The organism is Stenotrophomonas sp. YJH_SMC_138 (genome assembly GCF_059369855.1).
Map to the genome: position 1 here is coordinate 267507 of NZ_JCAFTB010000001.1, position 16001 is coordinate 283507.

The window sequence follows — 16001 nt, forward strand, 5'->3', positions numbered from 1 at the left end:
GCGCGGCGCCGCGCCACGCGCGGTCAGGGCGAGGCCGGCGGCGGCGCCGGGAACAGTGTGCGCAGCGCCTGCAATGCGGCCGGGTGGTAGACGGTCGCGTGGGTTTCCTCCGGCAGCGGCAGGTACTTCACCAGCGGCGACGGCGAGGCCTGCTGCAGCAGCGCGGCCAGTCGTGCCGTGGAGGCGGCCAGTTCCGGTTGCCCGCTGCTGGCCAGGAACACGTGCGGCTGTGCACGCGTCACCGCCGGCAGCTGCCGGGATGCTCCGGCCAGCATCGCACCACGGTTCCACCACAGGCTGGGGTCCAGCGCGATATAGCTGTTGAACAGCGTCGGCTCCTGCAGCAGCGTCTCGACCACGAACAGGCCAGCCAGCGACTCACCGATCAGCGCACGCTCGTCTGTGGTCGGGTAGCGCTGGCGTACCTGCGGCATCAGTTCATCGCGCAGGAAGCTGCGGTAGGCCGCCGAGCCACCGATGCGTGGCGCGATCTTCTGGTCCTGCGGGTCGCTGCTGGGGCCGGTCATGTCGCGGCGGCGCTCGGTATTCTCGATGCCGACCAGCAGGAACGGACGCATGCTGCCATTGCCGGTCAGCACCTGCACCAGCCCTGCCACATGCAGGAAATCCTCGCCGATGCCGCCATCGGCCATGTACAGCACCGGCAGCGGCGCCTTCGGATCCAGGCCCCAGGGCTGCGGACGATAGACATTGATGCGGCGGGTCTCGCCCAGTGCCTTCGACTGCACGGTGAAGGTCTCGCCGATGACCAGTGGTGCGGCCGCAGCGGTCGATGCCGGCGGTGCTGCCGGCACGGTGGGAACAGCTGCGAGGCCCGGCCCTGCGGCGGCCAGCAGGATCAGGGCGGAGAGAGCGACGACGCGCATGCGAACTTCCATTTTCGAGAGGACGGCCAGCATAACTGCGCCGGCGCCCTCAACGGCGATCCAGTTCGATCACGGCCTGGCAGGCACGGAGCTGGTCGTCGGCATCGCGTCCGATTCGAACAAGCGCTGCCGCAACCTCTGCTCGTAACTGGGCGCCCGCATCACGTTCGCCGGTGCGGGCGGCGGCTTCGGACAGACGGCCGGTATGGCACGCGGCGAGGTCGTCGCGCAGGCGGAGAGTGCCAGCGCGCAGGGCAGCCACCACATCGGCATCCACCTCGGCCGCGCGCTCACGATCCTGTTCATGTTGTTCCCCCAGTGAGGCCATCGCCTCGCTCCGTTCTTCCTGATCCCGGCGCAACCGCCGTTCGGACTGCACCGCGCCGGCCTGTTGCTCCGCATCGGCACGCGCCATCGCGAGGTCGCTGCGATCACCGCGCCAACGCCAGCCAGTCATGAACATCAGTAACGACCACAGCAGCAGCGACGCCATCACCACCAGCATGCGCGGCATGGGTCACTGCTCCGCCAGGCAACGCGCATGGCGCTGCTGCTGGCGCTCCCACACTCCCCAGCACACGGTGTTGGGGCGGCCGTCGATGCGGGTTGAACAGTCGTAGCCCCCTGCCCGCCTCCACAGCAGCAAGGCATCGCAGGCCTGGTGATACTCACCCTGCAGCAGATGCCGGCGCATCGACGACGCGCGCCAGTTGCCGATGCCGTACTGGTAGAGGAAATCGACATAGACGTCGTACTCGCCCTGGCTGAGCGCCACACCGGGCAGCGACGCGCGGAACTGCCCTTCCTCCCTGGCCAGATGAGCCTGCACGGCATGCAGCGCGCGTACCGGCGTGGTGCGGTCGCCCAGCCTCACCGGCGTGCCATCCTCGCGAACGGTCGAGCCGAAGCCATAGGTGGGCCGGTCATTGCGCGTGGGCACCACTGCGGCGTCGGTGTATCCCTCGCGGTCAACGATGGCGATCAGGCCCGCAGCACTCAGCGCAAGCGCGGCGACCAGGCTGCGTACCGGCAATGTACTGCCGGGCCGGCTCATTCGCGCTCCCTGCGGCGCCATTCGCGCAGCCAGCGCCAGCCCAGATAGGCAATCTGCGCCGCCAAGTAGATGATGGTGAGGACCACGACCAGGCGGTCCAGGGTGATGCCGGCTGCAAGCGCACCGGCGACGGTAACCGGCGGCGCCGACTTGATGGCCGCCGCGCCGGCCGTGCTGATGATTTCTTCTTTCATGATGGGTCCTGGAGGGAATGCAGGCCGCGTCGCATCGACGTGGCCCGAAGAGGTGCCCGCCCCGCTGCCGGCTCGGCACGAGGGTTGTTCCGGTCGGGAGGCGGGCGGAAGATCGGTTCCGCCGCTCATGCGGCCTGGGCGATGCCCTCCATCCAGCCACGTACGCGCTGGAAGCCAAGTTCGACCAGGTTGAGGTAATGCCGGTTGGATACCGGCCGCTGCCCGCTGTTGGCCAGCAGCAGATTCGCCGTTTCGAATCGTTCGACCTTGCGTCGACCACGCCCGCAGTAGTAGCCGCGCAGCGCACAGGCCATCGCCACGTTGTCACGCGCGACCGCCGTGATGATGTCTTCGATCTGCTGCGCCAGCTGATCGGTTTCCAGAGGCTTGTAGCCCTGGGCCCGCCCTGGCATGTCACCACGATGCTCGATCAGCACCGCCAGCAGGTTGCGCGACTGGAAGCCGAGGTATTCGCAGTCGCGATGCAGCGCATATTCGCCGCCCCAGTGCTCCAGGCGGCTGCGGACATACTCACCGAACGTATCAAGCTGCATGGGTGGCTTCTCCTTTGACGGGCGACGGGGCCGGACCGAACACATCCGGGCGCAGGGATTCGCGGCGCACGGCGCCCGCAGTGGCCAGCTCGATGCGCCGGCACAGGCGCGCGCCGGGCAGCTTGTGGCCGCGGGCGATCATGTAGAGGGTCCGCAGCGCGCAACCGGTCTGGTGGGCCAGGCGGCGCATGACGGGACAGCTGGGGGTGCCGTAGCCCCCTTGGGAGATGGCGTAGTCGATGAGGTTCATGGGCCACACATTACTGCCACGGTAATGGATAGTCAATACCGTTTTGGTCATTTGCTGGATTGGTAATGCAGCGCACCATCTACAGATGGACGCCAGTACCGCTCGCACCCTCAACATGCGCCTCCGCGTGGCCGCCGCCGGCGGCCCGGCCGAGTGGGCCCGCCTGTACGGTGGCACCCGCTGGGCCCAGCCCCAGGTCAGCCAGTGGATTTCCGAGAGCAACCCGAAGAGCATCGGCCATCGGCTTGCGCGCGATCTTGAATCAGTGATGCAGCTTCCACATGGAACGCTGGATCGCGTCGATCAGGACGGAGACGTGTCGCTTCAGTCTCAATCTACGGGACTGGATTTCGAGAAAATGAGCGCTGCGGTCAAGGTGCTTTCGCACTACCTGGAGCTGGTCGGCGATCCACCGGAATGGATCTACGATCCCGTGCTGCTGGAGACCGCATTCATGGTCGTGGACGAGTTCGGTCAGCCGTCTGCACCGGACAATGTGCTCGACCTGACGAAGCTTCTGGCAAGACGGATCAGGGAGGCAAAGGATGACTCACACGCGACTCGAGGAGCTCGCACAGCGGTTGGCCGCTAGGACCCAGGAACTGCGCGGCGAGCGCACCCCGGCGCCGGCATTGCGGGTGGTGGCGGGAGACGCACATGTGGTCCGCGGGGAGAGGCGCATGGACGCGATCATGCGCGAGTGGCATTGCCGCATGATCCGCAACGTACGCCGACGCTGGGGCGAACCCATGCAGCATGTGATCGATCAGGCATGTTGCGGTGTGGTCAACATCGAGCAGCTCGCCGACGACGCACTGATCCAGTTGCACAAGGACATGGAGCGCGCGGAGGAGTGCATCCGCGAGGGCATTTCCTTCCACGATGCCGGGCTGTTGCGCGCGCATTACGGCTGACAGCGTCCCTGGCCGGCCGGAAACGGCCGGTTCTGATGAGATCAATTACCTGAAATTACCAATATTTTTACCTTAAAGGTAATTTTTTAAGGTGAGCGACGTGGGGGTAGCAGCGATGGAAGCAGGTGCGCGGAGCGCCGCTTCCCCGCACCCGCTGCCAGCGGGCGCCGGGAGTCGATAGCACCTGCAACACCGCATCGTTGCAGCGGCGCTTCCCCCATTGCGGAAGTGCTTTGAAGGAAGCAACAAAAAAGGCGCCCCTTGGGCGCCTTCTTGATCGTCAATGCAATGGTGGGCCGTGAAGGATTCGAACCTTCGACCAAAAGATTAAAAGTCTTCTGCTCTACCGACTGAGCTAACGGCCCGATGCATCGCCCGGCCTTTCGGCGGGGTCCGCATTCTACCCTACTTTGCCGGGTCGCGCGAAGTACAGGGGTGTTGCGTGTCCCGGTCAGCGGCCGGCACTACCCGGTCGGGTCAGCCCGCTTAAACCTTCCGGGCCTTCCACGCATCCCATCCATGTTCACCACCCGGAGCCACGGATGCGCCTCACCTGCTGTCTGATCGCCATCCTGCTGTTGCCCTGCACAGCAGTGGCCTCGACGTCCCAGGTCGTCACTGACGACATCGCCCGCTTCTGGGCCACCTATGACGCGGTGCGCGCCGAACCTGATGCCGAACGCCGCGTGGTGCTGGTCCAGCAACGCTACATCGATCCCGGCAGCCCCGGACTGCATGCACTGATGCAGGTCCGCAACTACACGGCCCGCGAATACGCCGAGGCCATGCAGTCATGGCCACGCTTCTGGACTTCGGTACGGCCGTTGACTGCGAACGCGCAGCAGGCCAGCGCCACGCTGGACCGGGACCTGGACGCGTTCCGCGCGCTCTACCCTGCACTGCGTCCGGCCACCATCACCTACGCGATGGGCGTGCTGCGTACCGGCGGCACCACGTTGGGCGACAAGGTGTTGATCGGGGCGGAGATGGCGCTGGGCGATGAGCGCGTGGACGTCAGCGAGCTGCCCGCGCCGATGCGCGGCCGCCTGCGGATCTTCTACGACAGCCGCCCCGGTGCGAACAACGCGCAGAACAACCTGCACGAGTACGTGCATACCCAGCAGCGCGAGACCACCGGCAGCCTGGCCCAGTACGCAGTACGCGAAGGCGTGGCCGAATACGTGGCAGAGCGCATCAGCGGTCGCCGTCCGGCACTGCCGCTGTACGCCTATGGGCCCGCGCACGAGGCACAAATCCGCACGCGCTTCCTTGCCGAGATGCACGGTGACAGCCTGGACAACTGGCTGTACAACAGCGCGCGCAATCCGTTCGGGGTGAGTGATCTGGGCTACTACGCCGGATACCGCATCGCGCAGGAGTACATGCGCCAACAGACCGACGAGGGGGCCGCCATCGCGCGGATGATCGAACTGGACTACGCCGATCCGGACGCGGTGCGCGGCTTCATCGAGGCATCGGGATGGTTGCAGGCCCGGTAGGTCAAGGAGTGCGAACCAACGGTTCGCACCCACCGAGAGGGGGGGCGCACCCACCGAGAGGGGCGGCTTGCACACACCAAGAAGGGGCGGTTCGCACCTGCAGTGAAGCCGGCCAGCGGCCGGCTCTACCGGACGCGGTCAGGCGTACAGCGTGGGGTCGGGCACGCCGGCCTCGGCAAAGCCCTGCGCGCGCAGGCGGCAGGCATCGCAATGACCGCAGGCGGCGCCGTGAGCGTCGGCGTTGTAGCAGGACACGGTCAGGCCGAAGTCCACGCCCAGGCGCACGCCTTCGCTGACGATCTGGCCCTTGCTGAGGAACTGCAGCGGTGCGTGCACCTTGATGCCCGCACCTTCCACGCCCGACTTGGTGGCCAGGTTGGCCAGCGCCTGGAACGCCGCCACGAACTCGGGGCGGCAGTCCGGGTAGCCGGAGTAATCCACGGCGTTGACGCCGCAGAAGATGTCGTTGGCGCCAAGCACTTCGGCCCAGCCCAGGGCCAGCGACAGCATGATGGTGTTGCGCGCCGGCACATAGGTGACCGGAATGCCGGCACCGCCGGCCTCCGGCACGTCGATGTCGTCGGTCAGTGCCGAGCCGCCGATGCTGCGCAGGTCCACGTCCACGGTCTTGTGCGCGACCACGCCCTGGGCCTTGGCCACGCGGGCGGCAGCGTCCAGTTCGGAGGTATGGCGCTGGCCATAGCGCACGCTCAGGGCATGCACGGCGAAGCCCTGTTCCTGGGCCATGGCGATGACGGCGGCTGAATCCATGCCGCCGGAGAGAAGCACGACTGCCTTCTTCATGGGAAAAACATCCGGTTGGGAGGGGAAAGCCAGCACGCTGTCCCGCGCCGGAGTTACATCAGGGAACGCTGCGCCGGCTCATCGGCCCGGCTCGTCGTTCCACAGGATTTTATGCAACTGCATCTGGAAGCGCACCGGCAGCCGGTCTTCGACAATCCAGTCGGCCAGCTGCCGCGCGGTGATCTCGCCCTTGCTGGGCGAGAAGAACACGGTGCAGCGCTGCACCAGGCCGTGCCCGGCGACCATCGCCTTGGCCCAGTCGTAGTCCTCGCGGTTGCAGATGACGAACTTGATCTGGTCGCGGGCGGTCAGCAGCGGCAGGTTTTCCAGGCGGTTGCGGGCGGCTTCGGCCGAACCCGGCGTCTTGATGTCGACGACGCGCGACACCCGCGGGTCCACCGCGCTGACGTCCAGCGCACCGGAGGTTTCCAGCGAGACGTCCATGCCGGCATCGCACAGCTTTTCCAACAGCACCAGGCAGCGCTTCTGCGCCAACGGCTCGCCACCGGTCACGCACACGTGGCGCACGCCCTGGGCCAGCACCTCGGCCACGATGTCGTCGATATCCCACCAGGTGCCGCCGTGGAAGGCATAGGCGGTGTCGCAGTACTGGCAACGCAGCGGGCAGCCGGTCAGGCGCACGAACACGGTTGGCCAGCCGGCGGTATCGGCTTCGCCCTGCAGCGAGGTGAAGATCTCGGTGATCTTCAGGCGTGGCAGGGGCGACTGCACGATCTCACTGGGCGTGGCGGCGGCGCTGGACGGAGTAACGGCGGTCATGGCGGGTACTTCTTGGTGAGACACGTGGCGGGTGGGCTACCGTGGCCGGTAACGAACGCAGCCGAGCATGGCTCGGCTCTACGAAAACAACCGGGCAGACAGGGCCCGGCGCTGCCGGATCCGGGCGGGTTTGCCGAACCGGAAACGAAAGCAGCCGAGCGTGGGCTCGGCTCTACAGGGCACCTATTGTACGCCGGGTCAGCGGATCAGCGGATCTGCTTGCCGAGGCGGATGGACTGCAGACGGTCCTGCGCGGTGCGCGCGGCGTCCGAGCCGGGGTACTGCGCCACGACGGCCTCCAGCGTCTGCTGGGCCTGGTCGACCTTGCCCTCGCCATACTGCGAGAGACCGACCTTGAGCAGGCCGCCGGCGGCCTTGTCGTGGGTCGGATAGCGCGAGAGCAGTTCGCGGAACTGGGTCTCGGCCATCGGGAAGTTGCGGGTGGCGTAGTAGCTCTCGCCCAGCCAGTACAGCGCGTTCGGCGCGTAGACGCCGTTCGGGTACAGCTGCAGGAAGCTCAGGAACAACTGCGCCGAATCATCGTACTTGCCGGCCTTCAGCGAATCGAAGGCGACGTTGTAGGAGGTGCGCTCGTCGCCGGTGGCGGCAAGACTGCCGGCATCACCGTGGACGGAAGGCGGCCGCTCGGAAGTGGCCGCCGCTGCGGGTTTTGCCGGGGCCGGTGCGGCCTTCGGCGCGCTCGCCGGAACGGGCGGCAGGGCCGGGGCGGCATTGCCCCCTTCCAACCGGTTCAGGCGGCTGTCCAGATCCAGGTACTGGTCCTGGGCGGACTGCTTGAGCTGGGCGTTGTCGTGCTGCAACTGCTCGATCGAGGCCTGCAGGCTGGTGACCTGCTGCCGCAGCTGATTGATCTGGTTCAACAGGTCCTGGTTGGCGCTGTTGTTGTACATCTGCTGCTCGAGCGCGCCGACACGGTCGGCCAGGCTCTGTCGCTGTGCATGCGCCGGTGCGGCAGCCACGAGGGCTGCCGCAACGACCAGCATCAGTTTGATGCCAATGCGCATGGATTACTGCGCGGTGTAGACGATTTCGACGCGACGGTTCTGCGACCAGCAGGACTCGTTCGACTCGGTGCAGACCGGACGCTCTTCACCGTAGGACACGACGGTCAGCTGCGAAGCCGAGCCACCGTTGGCCTGCAGGGCCGAGTTGACGCCGTTGCCACGACGCTCACCCAGGGCCTGGTTGTACGCGCGCGAACCGCGTTCGTCGGTGTGGCCCTGCAGGGTGATGCGCGAGGACGGACGGTCACGCAGGTACTTGGCGTGGCAAGCCATGATGGCCTGGAATTCCGGCTTCACGTCTTCCTTGTCCAGGTCGAAGTAGACAACGCGCTGGCGCAGGCAAGCGTCGGTGTCCAGGTCGCCCGGGCCGTACAGGCCGGAGGTCGACGGACCGGTCGGGGTGGTGGTGGAGGTGCCGGTGTCGACCGGGGTTGCCGGCTCTTCCTTCACCTTCTTCGAGCAACCGGCCAGGACGGCCACAGACAGCAGGGAAACAAGCAGAACGCGGGTGGACTTGTTCATGGCGATACCTTTGTGGCTCCTAGGCCGATGAGGGGTTCAAGACAGCGAAAATATTAACACTCTTTTAGCGCTGGGTACGGTATGGGGACCATGCCGGTTCGCGCACATCTCCGTCAGCCAGAACCAACCGCTGGCGCACGCGCGCATCGGCGGAAACGGCGTACAGCACACCACGGCCACCCTCGCGGGCGGCGTACAACACCATGCTTGCGTTGGGCGCAAAGCTCGGAGATTCATCCAGCGAACCCGGGGACAGCGTGCTCCAGCGGGGCGAACCCAGCGAGCTGTCCATCATCGCGATCTTGTAGCTGTTGCCCGAGCCCTGCGCAACGGCGATCTTCTTGCCGTCGTAGGACACCGAGGGCTTGGCATTGTAGTTGCCCTGGAAGGTCACGCGCTCGGCACTGCCGCCACCTGCGCCGACCTTGTAGACCTGCGGGCGGCCGCCGCGGTCGGAGGTGAAGTACACCGCGCTGCCATCCGGCGCCCAGGTCGGCTCGGTGTCGATGGCGAAGTGGTTGGTCAGCTGGGTCAGCTGCTTGCTGCCCAGGTCCATCACGTAGATTTCCGGGTTGCCCGAACGCGACAGGGTCAGGGCCAGCTTGCGGCCATCGGGTGAGAACGCCGGGGCGCTGTTGATGCCGCGGAAGCTGGTGACCAGTTCGCGCGCACCGGTGCCGATGTTCTGGATGTAGATCGCCGAATTGCCACGCTCGAAGCTGACGTAGGCCAGCTTGCTGCCATCCGGGCTCCACGACGGCGACAGCAGCGGCTCGGCCGAACGCACGATGGTCTGCGGGTTGTAGCCGTCGGAGTCGGCCACCATCAGCGCATAGCGCATGGCATCGCCCTTGCCGCTGGCGGTCACGTAGGCGATGCGGGTCCAGAAGGCGCCGCGCACGCCGGTGATCTTCTCGTAGATGGCGTCGGCCATCTGGTGGGCGACGTCGCGCATGGCGTTGCCACGGGCGGTCATCGCCAGGCCCAGCAGGCGCTCGCCCTTGGGCACGTCGAACAGTTCGTACTCGACGCGGTAGGCACCAGCACCGGCATCGAGCACGCGGCCGACCACGATGTAGTTCTGCTTCAGCGCGCGCCAGGTGGCGAACTGGATGTCACCGCCACGCACGGGCTTCTCGACGATCTGCGCTTCCGGCAGCGTGCGGAACTGGCCCGAACGCTCCAGGTCGGCGCGGACCACGCCGGCGACGTCGGTCTGCGGAGCGGCCGACGAACCCTGGTAGGGCATCGGCACGATGGTGATCGGCAGGGCGGAGGCATTGCCGCCGATGATGTCGATATCCAGCCCCTTCTGCTGCGCGACGGCAGCAAAGGGCAGCAACAGGGCCGCAAACACGGCAAGCCAGCGAGGCATCTTTTTCATGGAGCGCTCAATAGGGGGAAACCGGAACGAGGGATAACAAAGCGGGAGTGAACCGCTTCGCAATCATGAACCAAGGGTACGTGAATTCCGGGTCAGTTCCAGCCCGTCCTCTCACGCACCGTTAACGTCGTGGCTAACATCGCACCTGCCTGCCCCGGTCACGCCGCCCCTCGGGGCGGTGTTCGACAGCAGCCTGCAGCCTGCCCGGCCGAAACCGAGCACGCCAGAGGCAAGCGCGACATCCGTGGGCAGGAGTGGCCCGAGGCCACCCCTGCCCTGCCCGCCTCAGCGATCCTGGGCGGTAAAGGTGAAGTTGAGCGTACGCGCGAACACCGACTCGAAGCCGCGGTACGGCAGTGGCTGCGCATTGAGCACCGCGGCCTCGATCGAACGCTTGCCGGCCTCGTCATAGGGGCAGTTCGGGCTGACCTTGGCCTGCATCACCGTGCCGCCCGGAATCTGGGTGATGGTGATCTGGCAACGCTGGCCCAGCGGCACCGTATCCGGGCGCACCCACTGCGACAGCACCTTGGCCTGGATCGCTGCGGCGTACTTGGCTGAAAGATCGTCGCTGTTGCCACCACCACCGGCCGCCGGCTGGGAAGCGCCGCTGGAGCCGGCAGCGGCACTGCCGGCAGCATTGCGCGCGGCGGCGACCTCGCGCAGCTTCCGCTCGGCCAGCTTGGCTTCCTTCTCGGCCTGCTCGCGGCGGGCACGGATCTCGGCGATCTTCTTCTGCTTCTCGGCCTCGGCCTTGTCAGCCGCGACGCGCTCCTGCTCGGCCTGCTTCTTCTTCTCGTCCGCTTCCTGCTGCTTGGCCAGGCGCAGCTTCTGCTCCGCTTCTTCCTGGCGCTTGCGTTCGGTCAGGTCGATCTGCTCCTGGCGGCGCTTGGCTTCCTGTTCCTGCTTGGCCTTCTCCTGCGAGATGGCCAGTGCGCTCACCGCTTCCTGGTCCTTGGTGTCCGGCTGCGCAACACGCTCCTGCGCCTGTTGCTGCTGGGGCGTGGGCGCGTCCTGCGGGCGCGGCTCGGGAATCGGCTGCGGCGGCGGAATGGTGTCTTCCGGCACCGGGATCGGCTCGGCGACCGGCGGCGGCAGGTCCTCCAGCTTCTCTGACTGGCGCAGCGCCTGGCGTGCGGCGGACGCCTCGGAGGCGGACAGCGCCAGGCTGGCCTCGACCGAGGGGTCGCCAGCGGCGGCATCGGTGTTGCGCTGGGGCGACCACAGCCAGGCCACGATGAAGACCAGCGCGACCAGCAGGTGCACCAGCAACGCCAGCGCCAGGGGCAGACCCCAGCCGGGTTCGCGCTGATGCGGGGGTGGCAGGGCGTCAGCGTGCATCGGTGGCCAGGCCTACCTTGTCTACCTTGGCGCGCTTGATCACGTCCATCGCGGCAATGACCTTCTCATAGGCCACGGCGCGGTCGGCGGCGACGATCACGCGCACGCCCTTGTCCTGGGCGGCGATGCCGGCCAGGCGGCCTTCCAGTTCCTCGGCCGACACGGCGGCCGGCTCCTTGGCGTCGGGCAGCTTCAGGCTGAGCTGGCCGTCCTGGCGCACCGAGACGATCACCGGGTCCTGCTTGCTCTCCAGCGCCTTGGCGTTGGACTGCGGCAGGTCGACGTCGAAGCTCAGGGTGAGCAGCGGTGCGGTGACCATGAAGATGATCAGCAGCACCAGCATGACGTCGATGTAGGGAACGACGTTGATTTCCGATTTCAGCTTGCGGCGCTTGCGGCGACCGATGGCAGCGGACATGGCTTGGACTCCCGGGTCAGGCGCTTACTCGTCGCCAGCGCTCTGGCGCTGCAGGATGGAGCTGAACTCTTCGGCGAAGGTCTCGAACCGCACCGACATGCGCTCCACGCGGGTGGTGAAGCGGTTGTAGGCCCACACCGCCGGGATCGCCACGAACAGGCCGATGGCGGTGGCGAACAGTGCCTCGGAGATGCCCGGCGCGACGGCGGCGATACCGGCCTGGGCACCGCTGCTGATCATGTCGTGCATGGTCACCATGATGCCGAACACGGTACCGACCAGGCCCACGTACGGGGCAGTCGAGCCGATGTTGGCCAGCAGCTCCAGGTTGCGCTCGAGCTGGTCCACTTCACGGGTGTAGGTGGTGCGCATGGCGCGCTGCGCGCCTTCAAGCTGCGCACGGCCATCCAGCCGGCGCTTGTCGCGCAGGCGGGTGTACTCGCGGAAACCGGCTTCGAAGATGGCTTCCAGGCCGGTCACGCTGCGGCTGCGGTCGGTGGCTGCGCTGTACAGCTTGCCCAGGTCGGCGCCGGACCAGAAGCGGTTCTCGAACTCGTCGGCTTCGCGGGTGGCCTGCTTGAACACGCGGGCCTTGCGGAAAATGATCACCCAGCTGACGAACGAGCCGACCAGCAGCAGCAGCACGATGATCTTCACCGGCAGGCTGGCCTTGGCCATCAGTTCGAGGTAGTTGATGCCGCCGCCGGTGGTGGCCTGGGCAAGGGTCTGTGTCGCGGCGTTGCTGACGTCGGCCGGCAGTGCCTCGGTGACCGTGGCCTGCAGGGCCAGGAGCGTTGCGATCATCCGTTGTTCCTCAATGTTCGGATTCGGGGTGGAGGTGGGGTTGCAGCACGGCAAGGACGGCATCGTCCATGCCACGCGGGCGGAAACTGGCCGCTTCCAGTGCGGCGATGCGGACCTGCGCGGACAGCAGCAGCTCGCCGTCGCGCAGGATCTGCTGGTCGAAGACCATGCTGGCCTTCTTCAGCTGGACCAGGCGGGCAGTCACCTGCAGGGTGTCATCCAGCCGTGCCGGCCTGATGAAATCCATCTGCATCGAGCGCACCGCGAAGACCATCCCGTGCTCGGCGCGCATGCGCTCCTGGCCGTAGCCGAGCGCACGCATCCATTCGGTCCGGGCCCGTTCCATGAAGGCCACGTAGCGGGCGTGGTAGACCACGCCACCTGCGTCGGTATCTTCCCAGTAAATGCGTGTCGGCCAACTGAATCGGGGCTCAACCGACATCGGGAACCTCCGCGAACAGGTCCTGCGGCGGGTTCTTCGGCTTCAGGCCCATGTGCCGGTAAGCCTTGTGGGTGGCCATGCGGCCGCGCGCGGTACGCACCAGGAAGCCCTGCTGGATCAGGTACGGCTCGACCACGTCTTCCAGCGTGCCGCGCTCTTCGGACAGCGCCGCGGCCAGCGATTCGATGCCGACCGGGCCGCCGTCGAAGTAGTCGACCAGGGTCTTGAGCAGGCGCCGGTCGAGCTCGTCGAAGCCCTCCGGATCGACCTTGAGCATCTTCATCGCCGCCTGCGCCACGGCCTCGTCGATGTGGCCGCCGGCCTTCACCTGCGCGTAGTCGCGCACGCGGCGCAGCAGGCGATTGGCGATACGCGGGGTGCCGCGCGCGCGGCGCGCGATCTCGCCGGCGCCATCGGCGGTGCAGTCGATGCCGAGGATGGTGGCCGAACGGCGCACGATCCGGGTCAGCTCTTCGACGCTGTAGAACTCCAGGCGCTGGACGATGCCGAAGCGGTCGCGCAGCGGCGCGGTCAGCAGGCCGGCGCGGGTGGTGGCACCAATCAGGGTGAATGGCGGCAGGTCGATCTTGATCGAACGGGCGGCGGGGCCCTCGCCGATCATGATGTCGATCTGGAAGTCCTCCATCGCCGGGTACAGCACTTCCTCGACCACCGGCGACAGGCGGTGGATCTCGTCCACGAACAGCACGTCGTGCGGCTGGAGGTTGGTCAGCAGTGCAGCGAGGTCGCCGGCCTTCTCGATCACCGGGCCGGAGGTCACCCGCAGGGCCACGCCCAGCTCGTTGGCGATGACGTGGCTGAGCGTGGTCTTGCCCAGGCCGGGCGGCCCGAAGATCAGCACATGGTCGAGCGCGTCGCCACGGGCCTTGGCCGCTTCGATGTAGATCTCCAGCTGCTCGCGCACCGGGGCCTGGCCGAGGTAGTCGGCCAAGCGCCTGGGGCGGATGCTGGCGTCGGCGGCGTCATCCTCGCGGGTGGCGCCGGCGCCGATGATGCGGTCGTCGGTCATGTGCTGATTATGCGGCAAAAGCGTATGGGGTCGGATCCGTTTTCCAGAGGAAAACGGCTCTGACCCCGAACCGGAACACCGGGAACATGGGGTCAGAGCCCTTTTCCTGCGGAAAAGGGATCCGACCCCGCGCGCGTCAGATCTCGACCTGGGCCCCGAGTTCGACCAGGCGGTTGCCCGGAATCCGGAAGAAGCCGGTCGCAGGAGCGGCATTCCGGTGCATCAGCGCGAACAGCTTGTCACGCCAGATCGGCATGCCGCGGTTGGCGGTGGCGACGATGGTCTCGCGACTGGCGAAGAAGGTGGTGTCCATCGGATCAAAATAGATGCCACCGTGGTCGCACGAGCGCATCAGCGCCAGCGGCACGTCCGGGGTCTCCATGAAGCCGAAGCGCACGTAGACGCGGTAGAACTCGTCACCCACCGATTCGATCTTCAGCCGCTGCCCTTCCATCGCATACGGGATCGGCAGGGTTTCCACGTGCAGGAACACGTTGCGCTCGTGCAGCACCTTGTTGTGCTTGAGGTTGTGCATCAGCGCATGCGGCGCCACGGTCGGGTCGGCGGTGAGGAACACCGCGGTGCCCGGCACGCGCACCGGTGGGGCCAGCATCAGGCCCGGCAGGAAGGTATCCAGGCGGATGCCGTCCTTGCGGATCTCGTCGCGCAGCAGCTCGCGGCCACGGCGCCAGGTGCGCATCATGGTGAACAGGAAGATGCCCAGCACCACCGGGAACCAGGCGCCCTGCAGCAGCTTGGCGCCGTTGGCGATGACGAAGCCGAGGTCGATGATGAAGAACACCACGCACAGCGGCAGCAGCCAGCCACGCGACTTCGGCCACAACGTCCGCGCCACCACGGCCAGCAGCAGGGTGTCGATCAGCATCGTGGCCGACACCGAAATGCCGTACGCCACGGCCAGGTTGGACGAACTGCGGAACGCCAGCACCAGCCCGAACACCATCACCGCAATGCCCCAGTTGATGCCCGGGATGTAGATCTGGCCGATGGTGTCGTGCGAGGTGTGCTTGATGCGCATGCGCGGGATGTAGCCCAGCTGCATGGCCTGGCGCGAGACCGAGAATGCGCCGGTGATGACCGACTGCGAGGCGATCACCGCCGCCATGGTGGCCAGGATGATCATCGGGTACAGCGCCCACGACGGCACTGCCTCGAAGAACGGATTCTTCAGGGCCTCGGGGTGGTTGAGCACCAGTGCGCCCTGCCCCAGGTAGTTCAGCACCAGGCACGGCAGCACGAAGAAGTACCAGGCGTGGCGGATCGGGCGCAGCCCGAAGTGGCCCATGTCCGCATACAGCGCTTCGCCGCCGGTCACCGCCAGCACCACTGCACCGAGAATGAAGATGCCGTGCCAGCCGTGCTCCATGAAGAAGCGGATGCCCCACCAGGGGTTGAAGGCCTTCAGCACCTCGGGCGCATCGACGATGTTGTAGATGCCGATTGCCGCCAGCGACACGAACCAGATTGCCATGATCGGGCCGAACGCCTTGCCGATCTTCTCGGTACCGAAGCGTTGCGCGGCGAACACCGCCAGCAGCACCACCAGGGTGACCGGCACGATGAAGACATGAAGTCCGGGCGCGGCCACCTCCAGGCCTTCGACCGCACTGAGCACGGACATGGCCGGGGTGATCACGCCGTCGCCGAAGAACAGCGAGGCGCCGAAGATGCCGAGGATGCCCACCACATAAGCCGAGCGCGAGCCGTTGCGCAGCGTGCGTTGGGTCAACGCCATCAGCGCCATGATGCCGCCTTCGCCATCGTTGTCGGCGCGCATGATGATGGTGACGTACTTCAGGGTCACCACCAGGTTCAGCGCCCAGAACGCCAGCGACAGCACGCCCAGCACGGTGTCGTGGTCGCTGTTGAGCCCGTAGTGTGGCGAGAACGCTTCCTTCAGGGTGTACAGCGGGCTGGTACCGATATCGCCGAACACCACGCCGATCGCACCGATGACCAGCGCCAGTCCTCCAGCGGAGGGGGCGTGGCCATGGCCGCCGGGGGCGGCTGCGTGCGGGGTTTGACTGCTGGACATGGGACTCCTGGCGAAGCTCAGGCGGTAGGTTGGGGGAAAGGGA

General features: G+C 66.7%; 20 protein-coding genes and 1 tRNA gene. 3 read left to right on the forward strand and 18 right to left on the reverse strand.

The features are described from left to right. Nucleotides 1–23 precede the first annotated feature (23 nt). The 6 genes from AC5P7I_RS01160 to AC5P7I_RS01185 form a co-directional block, all read right to left on the reverse strand. On the reverse strand, nt 24–887 hold the full coding sequence (locus AC5P7I_RS01160; RefSeq protein ID WP_100450488.1) for an alpha/beta hydrolase: 864 nt from the start codon (nt 885–887) through the stop codon (nt 24–26). Between the two features lie 49 nt (nt 888–936). Then, nucleotides 937–1401 (reverse strand): lysis system spanin subunit, encoded by a 465-nt coding sequence (locus AC5P7I_RS01165; protein ID WP_134809199.1) that lies wholly within the window; start codon nt 1399–1401, stop codon nt 937–939. Nucleotides 1402–1404: 3 nt separating this feature from the next. Then, complete coding sequence (locus AC5P7I_RS01170; protein WP_014648117.1) at nt 1405–1941, reverse strand: glycoside hydrolase family protein; 537 nt, start codon at nt 1939–1941, stop codon at nt 1405–1407. Further along, entirely contained in the window at nt 1938–2135 is a 198-nt protein-coding gene (locus tag AC5P7I_RS01175; RefSeq protein WP_014038210.1) for a hypothetical protein, read from the reverse strand. The genes AC5P7I_RS01170 and AC5P7I_RS01175 overlap by 4 nt, the downstream gene beginning before the upstream one ends. Before the next feature lie 125 nt (nt 2136–2260). Next, complete coding sequence (locus tag AC5P7I_RS01180; RefSeq protein ID WP_014038211.1) at nt 2261–2689, reverse strand: hypothetical protein; 429 nt, start codon at nt 2687–2689, stop codon at nt 2261–2263. After that, nucleotides 2679–2939: a helix-turn-helix domain-containing protein gene (locus AC5P7I_RS01185; protein ID WP_032958958.1), complete on the reverse strand. Its 261-nt coding sequence runs from the start codon at nt 2937–2939 to the stop codon at nt 2679–2681. The genes AC5P7I_RS01180 and AC5P7I_RS01185 overlap by 11 nt, the downstream gene beginning before the upstream one ends. An 85-nt stretch (nt 2940–3024) precedes the next feature. On the opposite strand from AC5P7I_RS01185, the gene AC5P7I_RS01190 reads away from it, so the two are divergent. Continuing rightward, a complete protein-coding gene (locus tag AC5P7I_RS01190; RefSeq protein WP_041863715.1) occupies nt 3025–3531 on the forward strand; it encodes a hypothetical protein in 507 nt (168 codons plus the stop codon). A gap of 88 nt (nt 3532–3619) precedes the next feature. Continuing rightward, the gene (locus AC5P7I_RS01195; RefSeq protein WP_032958956.1) at nt 3620–3853 is read left to right on the forward strand and encodes a hypothetical protein; all 234 of its coding nucleotides are present in this window, start codon (nt 3620–3622) and stop codon (nt 3851–3853) included. A 289-nt stretch (nt 3854–4142) separates the two neighbouring features. On the opposite strand, the gene AC5P7I_RS01200 is transcribed toward AC5P7I_RS01195, so the two are convergent. Further along, a tRNA-Lys gene (locus AC5P7I_RS01200) sits at nt 4143–4218 on the reverse strand. 177 nt (nt 4219–4395) lie between these two features. Between AC5P7I_RS01200 and AC5P7I_RS01205 the strand changes: the two genes are divergently transcribed. After that, on the forward strand, nt 4396–5352 hold the full coding sequence (locus AC5P7I_RS01205) for a DUF2268 domain-containing putative Zn-dependent protease (protein ID WP_046432155.1): 957 nt from the start codon (nt 4396–4398) through the stop codon (nt 5350–5352). Nucleotides 5353–5490: 138 nt separating this feature from the next. Here AC5P7I_RS01205 and queC read toward each other — a convergent pair whose 3' ends face one another. From queC to AC5P7I_RS01260, 11 genes are all read right to left on the reverse strand, one after another. Next, nucleotides 5491–6156 (reverse strand): 7-cyano-7-deazaguanine synthase QueC, encoded by a 666-nt coding sequence (gene queC / locus AC5P7I_RS01210; RefSeq protein WP_032958954.1) that lies wholly within the window; start codon nt 6154–6156, stop codon nt 5491–5493. Nucleotides 6157–6234: 78 nt separating this feature from the next. Continuing rightward, complete coding sequence (gene queE / locus AC5P7I_RS01215; protein ID WP_032958953.1) at nt 6235–6936, reverse strand: 7-carboxy-7-deazaguanine synthase QueE; 702 nt, start codon at nt 6934–6936, stop codon at nt 6235–6237. A gap of 206 nt (nt 6937–7142) precedes the next feature. After that, nucleotides 7143–7961 carry a tol-pal system protein YbgF gene (ybgF, locus tag AC5P7I_RS01220; protein ID WP_049406165.1) on the reverse strand — a complete coding sequence of 273 codons (819 nt, stop codon included), beginning with the start codon at nt 7959–7961 and terminating at the stop codon, nt 7143–7145. A 3-nt stretch (nt 7962–7964) separates the two neighbouring features. Beyond that, nucleotides 7965–8483, reverse strand: a complete 519-nt coding sequence (pal, locus tag AC5P7I_RS01225) for a peptidoglycan-associated lipoprotein Pal (RefSeq protein ID WP_014648158.1) — start codon at nt 8481–8483, stop codon at nt 7965–7967. A gap of 64 nt (nt 8484–8547) precedes the next feature. Continuing rightward, nucleotides 8548–9867, reverse strand: coding sequence for a Tol-Pal system beta propeller repeat protein TolB (gene tolB / locus AC5P7I_RS01230; protein ID WP_014038220.1), 1320 nt, complete (start codon nt 9865–9867; stop codon nt 8548–8550). A 285-nt stretch (nt 9868–10152) separates the two neighbouring features. Beyond that, on the reverse strand, nt 10153–11208 hold the full coding sequence (tolA, locus tag AC5P7I_RS01235) for a cell envelope integrity protein TolA (protein ID WP_014648159.1): 1056 nt from the start codon (nt 11206–11208) through the stop codon (nt 10153–10155). Then, on the reverse strand, nt 11198–11626 hold the full coding sequence (gene tolR / locus AC5P7I_RS01240; protein ID WP_006438804.1) for a protein TolR: 429 nt from the start codon (nt 11624–11626) through the stop codon (nt 11198–11200). Before tolR ends, tolA begins: the two co-directional genes overlap by 11 nt. Before the next feature lie 24 nt (nt 11627–11650). Beyond that, nucleotides 11651–12430 (reverse strand): protein TolQ, encoded by a 780-nt coding sequence (gene tolQ / locus AC5P7I_RS01245; RefSeq protein ID WP_005410752.1) that lies wholly within the window; start codon nt 12428–12430, stop codon nt 11651–11653. Between the two features lie 10 nt (nt 12431–12440). After that, complete coding sequence (ybgC, locus tag AC5P7I_RS01250) at nt 12441–12872, reverse strand: tol-pal system-associated acyl-CoA thioesterase (RefSeq protein WP_014648160.1); 432 nt, start codon at nt 12870–12872, stop codon at nt 12441–12443. Then, nucleotides 12862–13902 (reverse strand): Holliday junction branch migration DNA helicase RuvB, encoded by a 1041-nt coding sequence (ruvB, locus tag AC5P7I_RS01255; protein WP_014648161.1) that lies wholly within the window; start codon nt 13900–13902, stop codon nt 12862–12864. Before ruvB ends, ybgC begins: the two co-directional genes overlap by 11 nt. Before the next feature lie 136 nt (nt 13903–14038). Next, a complete protein-coding gene (locus AC5P7I_RS01260) occupies nt 14039–15958 on the reverse strand; it encodes a potassium transporter Kup (RefSeq protein WP_014648162.1) in 1920 nt (639 codons plus the stop codon). Nucleotides 15959–16001 lie beyond the last annotated feature (43 nt).